The sequence below is a fragment of the Burkholderia sp. IO2 genome, from assembly GCF_029522185.1.
In the GTDB taxonomy this organism is placed as follows: Bacteria; Pseudomonadota; Gammaproteobacteria; order Burkholderiales; family Burkholderiaceae; genus Burkholderia; species Burkholderia cenocepacia.
Map to the genome: position 1 here is coordinate 199,024 of NZ_JAKWFH010000004.1, position 10,170 is coordinate 209,193.

Genomic DNA, 10,170 nt, shown 5'->3' on the forward strand with positions numbered 1-10,170 from the left:
CGCTTCTCGCTTTGTCGCAGGGCAAGCCCGGCCACCGCCACGCCGCCGATGACTCCCCCCTCTCGTACCCTATCGACATGACGCGTCGCCCGACTCGATCCACGCCATCGCCCGCGCCGCGGGCCTTGCCCGATACCCCAGCGTCATCGGCCACGCCCGCGCGCCGGCACCTGCACCGCGACGCGCAATCGATCGCCTTCGCCGTGGCCGGCGCCGTGCAGGGCCACCCGGTCGTCGTGCTGCACGGCGGCCCCGGCAGCGGCAGCCAGGCCGGCATCCTGCGGCTGTTCGACCTCAGCCGCTTGCGCGTCGTGCTCGTCGACCAGCGCGGCGCGGGTGCGTCGGGGCCGCGCGGCGGCACGCGCCACAACACCACCGCCCGGCTGATCGCGGATCTGGAGGCGGTGCGCGAGCAGCTCGGCATTGCACGCTGGGGAGTCGTCGGCGGATCGTGGGGCGCGGCGCTCGCGCTCGCATATGCGGGCACGCATCCGGCGCGGGTCTCGGGCGTCGTGCTGCGCGGCCTGTTCCTGACGTCGCGACGCGAAATCCGCGGACTCTTCATGACGTCCCGCACGCGTGCGCCGCGCGAGTGGCGGCGCCTGCATGCAGCGGCCGGCGGCGGCCGGCCGGATCGCCTGCTGTCGCGCTGCGCTGCCGGGCTGCGCCCCGGCGCGAACACAGCCCGCCAGCGCGCAGTGGCGCTCGCGTGGCACGCATACGAAAGCGCGATCCTCGCATCAGTGCGAACGCGCCGCTCGCCCGCCCGCACGATCCGTTCGAACCAGACCGTCGGCCGTCTGATCGACAAATACCGGGTTCAAGCGCACTACCTGCAACATGACTGCTGGCTGGGCGAGCGCCGCGTGCTCGCGCTCGCGCGACGCGCCGCGCAAGCCGGCGTGCCGCTGTTCGCCGCGCACGGGAGGCACGATCCCGTGTGCCCGGTCGGCAACGTCGAACGTCTCGCGCGGGCCACACCCGAAGCGGAAATCGAACGCGTGCAGGCCGGGCATCTGGCAAGCGACCCGGCATTGGCGCGCAGCGTCGCACGCGCCGTCAATGCGATGTTCGCGACGGTGCCGCTCACGTGACGGCCCCGCGCTCGTTCCTGTCATGACGCGACGACACACGCAAGCGCGCCACACGCGATCGTGCGCCGCTCAATCCCACGCATAGCGCACGCCGACCCACGCACCGCGCGGCGCGCCCGGCCCGACGAACTGTTCGTTCACCGGACGGGCGCCGTCGAATGTATGGTTCGGCCCGTTGAAGAAATTCTGGCCGAGTGCGCCGAAGCTCGCGTAGCGCTTGTCGAGCAGGTTCGTCACGCTCGCGAACACCTCGAACCGCTTCGTGATCCGGTAACGCATGTCGAGATCGACCAGCACGTAGCCGGCAAGCCGGCCGTTCACGTCCCCGTTGTTCTCGTCGCCGCGTGCATACACGCCGCCGCGCCAGGTCACGTTCGCGCCGATGTCCCACGCGGGCGTCGCCGCGTAGTCGAGCCGCAGTTTCACCGTATGCGCGGGAATGCCGGGGATGCGGTCGCCCGGCTTGACCGTCACGTTGCCGTTCGCGTCGGCCGTCGAATTCGCCGGGCTGTGTTCGGTCCACGACGATCGGTAGGTTGCGTCGACATAGCTGTACGACAACCCGACACCGAGCGGGCCGACCCGCGTGCGGCCGGCGAGCTCGATACCCTGCCGCCGCGTATCGCCGACGTTGCGGAAGTAGCCCTGTGCGCTGGCCGGGCTGCTGATGAACTGGATATCGTCGGTCAGCGTCGTGCGGTAGGCCGCGGCGCTCCAGGTCGTCGCCGCGCCGATGCGGCCGCGCATGCCGGCCTCGAACGTCTTCGAGATCACCGGCTCGAGCGGCGGGTCGGCGATGAAGTCGTTCGGCAGCGAACACGGCGCGGCCGGGTCCGCGCACGCGAGCTCGATCGCGGTCGGCGAACGCATGCCTTCGTTGTACGTCGCATAGGCGGTCAAGCCCGGCACCGGGTTCCAGTTGAGTCCGACAGCCGGGTTGAAGCGCGAGAACACATGGCTGCCGTCGAGCAGCGGTTGCACGCCGCTCTCGTCGCCGATCCGCGCTTTCGACCAGTCGTAGCGGCCCGACAGCGTCAGCGTCCAGTGCGGCGTCAGCGACAGCGCATCGCTCAGGTACACACCGACGTTCGCATTGCGCGTCTTCGCGCTGGTCTGCGGAACGAAATCGCCGATGCCGATCGCCGCGCGCGCATCGGTAAACGATGCATCCTGCGACGACGCGACGTAGCTCGAATTCGCGACATCGGCCGAGACGCCCGCGACCAGCCGGTTCGCCATCCCGCCGAGCTTGCCGAGCAGCGTGAGTTGCACGCTGCCGCCGTAGCTGTCGGTGACGATCGTCGATTGCGCGTTGCTGCCCTGCACCGTATCGATCGCGCCGTCCTCGTCCACCGATCCGTAATCCGTATTGTTGTTGCTGCTCGTGTTGGTGTTGCGCAGGTGCCGGTAGTACGCGTTGCCGCTCAGCTCGACGTGCTCGCCGAAAAATCGCTCGCCCGACAGTGTCAGGTAGCCGGCGCTGTTGCGGTTCCGGTCCGGATACGTATACGCCTGCTTCCGGTTGTCGAGGAACGAGCGCGGGATCGTCTGGGTGCCGGACAGCGTGTTGTCCGCGCCGCCCGCGGCAATCGACAGCGTCGTGTCCGCATCGGTGTAGCGCAGCTTGCCGAACGCCTGCCGCACACGGCTCGCGTTGTGGTCGGCCCAGCCGCCGTCGTTCGCGACGTTCGCGGTCGCGTAGTAGTCGAGGTTCGAGCCGATCGTGCCGCCCTGCTCGACGCTGGCGGTCTTGCGGCCCCATGAGCCGCCCGACACCTCCGCTTCGCCGCCCGGGTTCGACCTGCCGTTCTTCGTCGTGATCGCGAGCGCACCGCCGAGCGTGTTGAGCCCGTACACCGGGTTGGAGCCCGGAATCAGCTGCACGCGGTCGATCGCCTGCATGGGCAGGATGTCCCAGTTCACGACGTCGCCGAACGGCTCGTTCACGCGCACGCCGTCGACGAACACCGACACCCCCTGCGGCGTGCCGAGCAGCGGCGACGCGGTGAAGCCGCGATAGTTGACGTCCGCCTGATACGGGTTGCCCTGTGCGTCCGAGATCGTCACGCTCGGCAGGTTCGCGGCGAAGAAATCGGCGAGCGTCGCGCGGTGCTGCGCGTCGAGTTCCGCCGCGCGCACCGTCTGCACGTTCGCCGGCACCTTCGACAGCGGCGTGCCGATCCCGGGCAGCGGCGTCGTGCCGACGACGACGACCGCGGGCAGCACGACGGCCGGCGGCTCGGCCGGCGCGATCGTGCCGCCGTCCGCCGGCTGCTGCGCGCGCACGCTGCCGGGCGGCAAGCCGAACAGCGCCAACGTGCCAACGGTCACGCCAACGCATCGCGCACGCCGGCCATGCCGCATCGCGCCGTACCACCCGGCGGCCTTTGGTCTCCTGATCATTCCGTTGTCTCCGCACTTTTATGCCGCCGGCGCGTGCGATGCACCGCACGGCGACGGGTTGTCGCGAAGCCGGCGTGCGAGAACCGTGCCAGCACCGCGAGCACGAGCGGTGCACGCCGCGCCGCGCATCACCTGGGTACGCGATGCGCGCGACCGGCGCGCCGCTGTCCGGCCGACTGCGCCACCTGTCATGTTTGGCAACACTTCACGCGCGACGGTGTACCTGAATGCAACACCTGCGTCGACCTCGCCGCGCACGCCGTCGCTCGACGCATCGCCTGCGATGCGCCGGTGTGCCGCACCGTACCGGCTTCCGGCCGCGATGGCATGCGACTTGCGTAACGGGCAGGGCACTCGGCCCGGAAACCCCAACCGTGCCGGCGCGACGCAACGTTCGCGGCGGTGCGACCACAATGACCCAGGAGACAACCATGAAGAAACTCTCGGCTTCAGCGAGCCGGCTGGCGACGATCGGAATCGCGGTGGCGGCCGCCGTCGCGCTGAACCCCGGCCTCGTCGAAGCGGCCGCGGACTACCCGGCCGTGACCTACCAGCGCCTGACCGATGCACACGGCGACCCGGGCTGGCTGACCTACTACCGCACCTACGACGGCCGCTCGCATTCTCCGCTCAAGCAGATCGACGCGTCGAACGCGAAGGATCTCAAGCAGGTGTGGGCGTACAAGTTCCCCGCCGACCTGAAGCAGGGCTTCGAGGCCACGCCGATCGTCAACGGCAACTATCTGTTCGTGACGACGCCGAAGGACAACGTCTACGCATTCGATGCGAAGACGGGCAAGCAGTTGTGGAAATACGAGCCGAAGCTCGGCGCGGCCTCGTTCAAGACCGCGTGCTGCGACGTCGTCAACCGCGGCGTCGCGCTGTACGGCAAGAACGTCTACATCGCGATGCTGAACGGCGAAGTCGCGGCGCTCGACGCGCAGACCGGCAATCTCGTGTGGAAGAAGCAGATGTTCGAGCCGGGCCTCGGCTACGCGTTTTCGCTCGCGCCGCTCGCGATCGACGGCGCGATCGTCGTCGGCACGTCCGGCGGCGAATACGGGATTCGCGGCTACATCGCGGCGCTGAATCCGGAGGACGGCTCGCAGGTCTGGAAACGCTACACGATCCCCGCCGCCGGCGAAAAGGGCGCGGAAACCTGGCCCGACGGGATGCAGAGCCATGGCGGCGGCGCCGCGTGGCTCACGGGCACGTACGACGCCGCGTCGCGCACGCTGTACTGGGGGGTCGGCAACCCCGGCCCGTGGCTCGCGGCGCTGCGCCCGGGCGACAACCTGTATTCCGACTCGCTGCTCGCGCTCGATGCGAAGAGCGGCAACCTGAAGTGGCACTACCAGTACACGAACAACGACACGTGGGACTACGACGGCGTGAACGCAGCCGTCCTCGCGGACATCAAGTACAAGGGCAAGGACTACGACGCGATCATTCACGCCGACCGCAACGGCTTCTTCCACGCGATCGACCGCACGACCGGCAAGCTGATCTACGCGACGCCGTTCGTGAAGGCATTGTCGGTCACCGGCTACACGGAAGACGGCAAGCCGATCCAGGACGCGTCGAAGTTCCCGAAGGCCGGCACGACGATCGAGACGTGCCCGAGCTTCCTCGGCGGCAAGAACTGGTGGTCGATCTCGTACGACCAGGAACGCAACATCGCGGTCGTGCCGGCGCTGCATGCGTGCATGAGCCTGACGGGCAAGTCGGTCAGCTACATGGAAGGCCTGCCGTACCTCGGCGAAGGCTTCGAGATCAAGCCCGAACCGGGCAGCGAAGGCTACGGCGAGCTGACGGCCATCGACGTGAACACCGGCAAGAAGCTGTGGAGCCACTGGTCGAAGAAACCGTGGAACGGCGGCGTCGCGACCACGGCGAGCGGTCTCGCGTTCAGCGGCTCGCTCGACGGCCACCTGTACGCGTTCGACACGGCGACCGGCAAGGTGCTGTGGGAAAGCCCGCAACTGGCGAGCGGCATCATTTCGCAGCCGTCGGTGTACGAGGTCGACGGCAAGGAGTATGTCGCGGTGCTCGCCGGCTACGGCGGCGCGAACCCGATCTGGGGCGGCCCGATGGCCGACATCGCGAAGGACGTTCCGCGCGGCGGCACGCTCTACGTGTTCGCGCTCAACTGACCCGGCGCCACGCCCGAGTCGCGCCCGCATGCGCCCGATGCGGGCGCGACGCCCCACCCGCTTCAACCGGAAACACGACCATGAATACTCGTCTCACTTCCGTTGCCGTCGCCAGTCTGCTCGCCGTGGGCGTGGCGCTGACACCGGCAACCGCATCGGCCGGCGTGCGCATCTGCACGCTGCCTGGCAGCCCGACCACCACGCTCGATCGCGCCGTCGCGCGCGAAGTGTTCCGCATCGCGGGCATCGCCGCGACCTTCAACACACGTGGCGTCGACGACAACGGCGACGACGACGGCATCTCCGCCAGCGAACTGACGAAATCGCTCGAACGCGACTGCGACGTGATCGCCGGCTTCCCGCGTTCGGCCATCGCCGATGCGTCGGGATCGAAGATGACGTTCTCGCAGGGCTATCTGCGCTCCGGCTACGTCAGCGTGTCGCTGCGCGATGCGCCCGCGCCGTCCGGCGCGAAGGAAACGATCGCGGCCACTTACGGCAGCCCGTCGCAGCTGATCGCCGCGCAGCAGACGAATGCCCGCTTCGACCTCGAGAACACGAGCGAGAAAACGATCGGCGCGCTCGCCGCGGGCCGCGCGCAACGCGCGATCGTCTGGTATCCGAGCGTCGTCGCGTACGAGCGTGCGCATCCGAAACAACGGTTCCAGGTGGCGGCGACGTCGTCGCCGTACTCCGACTGGCAACTGTCGTTCGCGTTCGGGCCGGGCAAGGACGCGCTGCAAAAGCGCATCGACGCCACGCTGTCGCAACTGAGCGGCAACGGCCGCCTCGCGTCGCTCACGCGCGGCTGGACGCTGCCCGACGGCATCGCGCAAGCCGCCGCCTCGCGCGTGCCCGGCCGGTTTCTCGACGGCGCGATCGCGTCCGCGCAGCGGCCCGGCTTCATCAAGGTGTCGACGAGCGAAGGCAGCGGCGTCCCGTCGTTCGACCAGGCTCAGGTGCAGCACGGCAAGAAGCTCTACGGCGATGCGTGCGCGAAATGCCACGGCGACCAGCTCGAGGGCAATACCGCACCCGCGCTGAGCGGGGAATCGTTCGCGCCCGAAGGCAAGTCGCACATCACGGTCGGCGGCATCTTCCTGTACATGTCGAGCAACATGCCGGCCGATCGCCCCGGCAAGATGACCGCACAGGAATACGAGGATCTGATGGCGTTCCTGCTTTATTCGAACGGCTACGACGCGTCGAAGAGCAAGCTGACCACCGAGATCGCCAACGCGTCGAAGGCGCCGCTGATCGCCGGGCCGCGCAAGTAACCGCTCCACCCGCTTTCGTTTCGATCGACCGCCGCGCCGGGCAACATGCCGGGCGCGCGGGCCGGGCTTTTTCCGTTCATTTCATTCAGGACCGCATCATGATCTCCCGTCATCGCAGAACCTTCTTCGTGCAGGCCGCCGGCCTGTGCGCCGCGCTCGCGGCCGGCACGCGCGCATTCGCCGCCGCTCCGTCCGTCGACGAAAACGACGCGACGGCGAAGACGCTCGGCTACCGCGCCAAGGCGACGACCGTCGACGCCGGCAAGTTCCCGAAGTACCAGGCCGGCCAGACGTGTGCGAACTGCCGCTTCTACAAGGCCGCCGCGGGCGAATCCTCCGGGACGTGCCCGATGTTCGCGGGCAAGACGGTTGCCGCGGAAGGCTGGTGCAACGTCTATGCCAAGCTCGCTTGACGCCGGGCCCGCTCGCGAACGCGACGGCGCGCCGTCGCCGTGTCGCGGCGCCCACGCCGACCGCGCCGCGCATCTGCATGCGCTGATCGCGCTGGGCATCGATCGCGGCTATGTGACGCACGGCGAAATCGCCGATGCGTTGCCCGACGACGCGGCCGACGGCGCGGATGTGGACGCCGCCGCGTCGATGCTGCGTGAGCTCGGCATCGACGTACGCGAGCATGCCGGCGCGCACACCGCATGGACGCTCGACCGTCATTTCGCGCAAGTGACGGAAGTCGCGTCGCCGCTCGCCGACGCATCGACGCCGCTCGCGGCCGACGATCTGCTCGCGGGCCGGACCAACGACCCGATTCGGCTCTATCTGCGGGAAATGAGCGCGACGCCGCTGCTCGAACGCGACGAAGAGATCGCGCTCGCGGTTCGTCTGGAAAGCGGCCGCGCGGCATGCATCGACGCGTTGAGCCGCGATCCGGCGGCACTCGCCGCCGTCGCGGCGATCGCGAACGACATCCGCGCCGGCAAGGTGGCGGCGTCGGTTTACGTGACGGGGTTTGCCGGCGATGCCGAATCGGCCGCAAGTGCGCCGACGACGTTACCCGACGATCCAAGCATGGCCTCACCCGCGCCCGACGACGACGCAGGCCTTGCCCTCGACAGCCCCGCATGGCGCGATACGGTCGTCGAAGCACTCGAACGCGCCGGTGCACCGGTATCGGCGATGCAACACGCATTGCACGCGGACGGCTTCGCGTCCACCGCTTACCGGGCGCTGCTGCGCGAGGCGGCCGCGTCGACCGGCCGCATCCGCTTCACCTCGCGCGCGATCGAGCGTATCAGGCAAGCGAACGGCGAGCGCGCGACTCAGGCGCGCACGCTCGAAAAACGGCTCGTCGACACGCTGGTCGCCACGGGCATCCCGCTCGATGCCGCGCGCCACGAACTCTTCGCGCCGTGCGACGACGTACGCGCATGGCTGCACACATGCAGCGCCGCGCATCCCGACTGCGCCGCCACCCTAGCCCGCCACGCGCCGGCGCTGATCGACGCGCGCGGCGCGCTCGCTCGCCTCGCGGCGCAGTCTCCGTTGCCGCTCGACATCGCGATTGCGCTCGATGCGCGGCTCTCGCGGATCGAGCGCGCGATGCAGCCCGCGAGAACGAAGCTGTTCCAGAGCAATCTGCGGCTCGTCATGTCGGTCGCCAAACGCTATGCCGACCGCGGCCTGCCGTTCGCCGATCTGATCCAGGAAGGCAATATCGGCCTGATGAAGGCCGTCGATCGCTACGATCACCGGCGCGGCTTCAAATTCTCGACGTATGCGACGTGGTGGATCCGGCAGGCGATCACGCATGCGCTCGCCGATCTGGGGCGCACGATCCGCGTGCCCGCACATACGGTCGATTCGCTCAACAAGCTGTCACGGCTCGCGCGCATCCATCGGCAACGGACCGGCGACGTCGCCGACGCACGAGCGCTCTCCCCGCAGATGCGACTGCCGGTCGACAAGGTCCGCGAGCTGATGAGCATCGTGCGCGAGCCGATCTCTGCCGACCTGCCGGTTTCGCCCGATCACGACCTCACGTTGTGCGACGTCACGATCGACGCCGACGCGCCGACGCCGGAAGAAGCCGCGAGCGCCGGTCAGTTGCGCGCGGCGGTTGCCGAGCTGATCGACAGCCTGCCGGTACGCGAAGCGTGGATTCTGCGCCTGCGGTACGGCATCGACGTCGACAACGAGTATTCGCTGCGCGAGATCGGCCGGCAACTGAACCTGTCGGCCGAACGCGTTCGTCAGCTCGAGGTATCGGCGCTCGAACGCATCCGGCAATTCAGGCACGCACCGGCACTTCGCTCGTTGCTCGCCTGACGCGGCGGTGCCGGACGATCACCTGCCGGCTCGCCTCAACTGCTCAGGACTGCAACACGACCTGCTGCATTTCTGAACGCCGCGCCGCATCGCGCTACCGTCCGCGATGCCGTCGCTTAGCCGGGAGCGGGCGCGACACGCCGGACTGTCGCGGCTTGCGCCGCATGCATCCATCCGTCACGCGACTGGCACGCATGTTGCGTTTTCCCGAGCGCCGTCAGGAATCACATGAACGCATGGAGACACGCTTGTCCAAGATCGAATCGGTTCTTCACGAAACCCGTCAGTTCGCGCCGCCCGCGGCGCTCGAGAAGACGGCGGCCATTTCCGGCATGCCGGCCTATCGCGCGCTCGTCGCCGAGGCCGAGCAGGATTACGAAGGCTTCTGGGCGCGTCTCGCGCGCGAAGGCCTCACGTGGCACAAGCCGTTCACGAAGGTGCTCGACGAGCGCAACGCGCCGTTCTACACCTGGTTCGACGACGGCGAGCTGAACGCGTCGTACAACTGTCTCGACCGTCACGTCGAAGCCGGCCACGGTGAGCGCGTCGCGGTGATCTTCGAGGCCGACGACGGCACCGTCACCCGCGTCACCTATGCCGATCTCCTCGCGCGCGTATCGCGCTTCGCGAATGCGCTGAAGAAACGCGGGATCGGCAAGGGCGATCGCGTCGTCATCTACATTCCGATGTCGATCGAAGGCATCGTCGCGATGCAGGCCTGCGCGCGCATCGGCGCGACCCACTCGGTCGTGTTCGGCGGCTTCTCCGCGAAATCGCTGAACGAGCGGCTCGTCGACGTCGGCGCGGTCGCGCTGATCACCGCCGACGAGCAGGCGCGCGGCGGCAAGACGCTGCCGCTCAAGAGCATCGCCGACGAGGCGATCGCGCTGGGCGGCTGCGAAGCGGTCAAGAGCGTGATCGTCTATCGCCGCACCGGCGGCAAGATCGACTGGCATGCAG

7 protein-coding genes are annotated in these 10,170 nt (G+C 68.7%); 6 read left to right on the top strand and 1 reads right to left on the bottom strand.

Going from position 1 to position 10,170, the window contains the following annotated elements:
- The first annotated feature begins 77 nt into the window (after nucleotides 1-77).
- On the top strand, nucleotides 78-1,094 hold the full coding sequence (locus MMB92_RS04240; protein WP_077056640.1) for an alpha/beta fold hydrolase: 1,017 nt from the start codon (nucleotides 78-80) through the stop codon (nucleotides 1,092-1,094).
- 69 nt (nucleotides 1,095-1,163) lie between these two features.
- Here the strand turns inward: MMB92_RS04240 and MMB92_RS04245 are convergent, their stop codons facing one another.
- On the bottom strand, nucleotides 1,164-3,497 hold the full coding sequence (locus MMB92_RS04245; protein WP_062884946.1) for a TonB-dependent receptor: 2,334 nt from the start codon (nucleotides 3,495-3,497) through the stop codon (nucleotides 1,164-1,166).
- Between the two features lie 431 nt (nucleotides 3,498-3,928).
- Here MMB92_RS04245 and MMB92_RS04250 point away from each other — a divergent pair, with 431 nt between their 5' ends.
- From MMB92_RS04250 to MMB92_RS04270, 5 genes are all read left to right on the top strand, one after another.
- Complete coding sequence (locus MMB92_RS04250; RefSeq protein ID WP_048985152.1) at nucleotides 3,929-5,650, top strand: methanol/ethanol family PQQ-dependent dehydrogenase; 1,722 nt, start codon at nucleotides 3,929-3,931, stop codon at nucleotides 5,648-5,650.
- A gap of 80 nt (nucleotides 5,651-5,730) precedes the next feature.
- Complete coding sequence (locus tag MMB92_RS04255) at nucleotides 5,731-6,927, top strand: c-type cytochrome (protein WP_077056642.1); 1,197 nt, start codon at nucleotides 5,731-5,733, stop codon at nucleotides 6,925-6,927.
- 98 nt (nucleotides 6,928-7,025) lie between these two features.
- Nucleotides 7,026-7,340, top strand: coding sequence for a high-potential iron-sulfur protein (locus MMB92_RS04260; RefSeq protein ID WP_069352602.1), 315 nt, complete (start codon nucleotides 7,026-7,028; stop codon nucleotides 7,338-7,340).
- Nucleotides 7,324-9,210: a sigma-70 family RNA polymerase sigma factor gene (locus MMB92_RS04265; RefSeq protein ID WP_058903484.1), complete on the top strand. Its 1,887-nt coding sequence runs from the start codon at nucleotides 7,324-7,326 to the stop codon at nucleotides 9,208-9,210. Before MMB92_RS04260 ends, MMB92_RS04265 begins: the two co-directional genes overlap by 17 nt.
- 194 nt (nucleotides 9,211-9,404) lie before the next feature.
- A partial coding sequence (locus tag MMB92_RS04270) for an AMP-binding protein (protein ID WP_277562546.1) occupies nucleotides 9,405-10,170 on the top strand: 766 nt, incomplete at its 3' end.

Bases quoted from the DNA above. Each gene is read 5' to 3' on its own strand.
- MMB92_RS04245 (WP_062884946.1), bottom strand. From the start codon at position 3,497: ATGATCAGGAGACCAAAGGCCGCCGGGTGGTACGGCGCGATGCGGCAT.
- MMB92_RS04240 (WP_077056640.1), top strand. From the start codon at position 78: ATGACGCGTCGCCCGACTCGATCCACGCCATCGCCCGCGCCGCGGGCC.
- MMB92_RS04265 (WP_058903484.1), top strand. From the start codon at position 7,324: ATGCCAAGCTCGCTTGACGCCGGGCCCGCTCGCGAACGCGACGGCGCG.
- MMB92_RS04255 (WP_077056642.1), top strand. From the start codon at position 5,731: ATGAATACTCGTCTCACTTCCGTTGCCGTCGCCAGTCTGCTCGCCGTG.
- MMB92_RS04250 (WP_048985152.1), top strand. From the start codon at position 3,929: ATGAAGAAACTCTCGGCTTCAGCGAGCCGGCTGGCGACGATCGGAATC.
- MMB92_RS04260 (WP_069352602.1), top strand. From the start codon at position 7,026: ATGATCTCCCGTCATCGCAGAACCTTCTTCGTGCAGGCCGCCGGCCTG.